The organism is Marinimicrobium sp. UBA4209 (genome assembly GCF_002381585.1).
GTDB lineage: Bacteria > Pseudomonadota > Gammaproteobacteria > Pseudomonadales > Cellvibrionaceae > Marinimicrobium > Marinimicrobium koreense.
In genome coordinates, this window is the sequence record NZ_DFTP01000078.1 from 1 (window position 1) to 351 (window position 351).

At 61.3% G+C, this 351-nt stretch carries 1 protein-coding gene; it reads left to right on the forward strand.

The annotated features are described in order from the left end of the window. Nucleotides 1-41: 41 nt before the first annotated feature. On the forward strand, nucleotides 42-351 hold a 310-nt coding region (locus B3187_RS11625), incomplete at its 3' end, for an aminotransferase class IV (RefSeq protein ID WP_286806611.1).

Here is a 351-nt window from a genome sequence, read left to right on the forward strand (position 1 = left end):
CACTCCGGCGTTTTTGTGTCCGCTTTTGGTAGACTCCCTGTATGACAGATTCAGAAGTGATCACACTGACCAACGGTGAATTTGGCGCGACGCTTTCTCCCCTGGATCGCGGCCTGGCCTATGGTGACGGTTTATTCGAAACCGCCAGGGTGCGCGGCGGCCGGGTACCACTCTGGTCGTTCCATCGGCAGAGGCTGATCGCCGGCGCCCGGAGGCTGGGTCTGGTTCTGGATACCGATCGCCTCGAACGGGAGCGGGAGCGTTTACTCGCCCGCCTGCCGGCTGTGGACGGTAGTCTCAAGTTGGTCGTTACCCGTGGCGTCGGTGGCAAGGCTTATCAGCCTCCGAAAC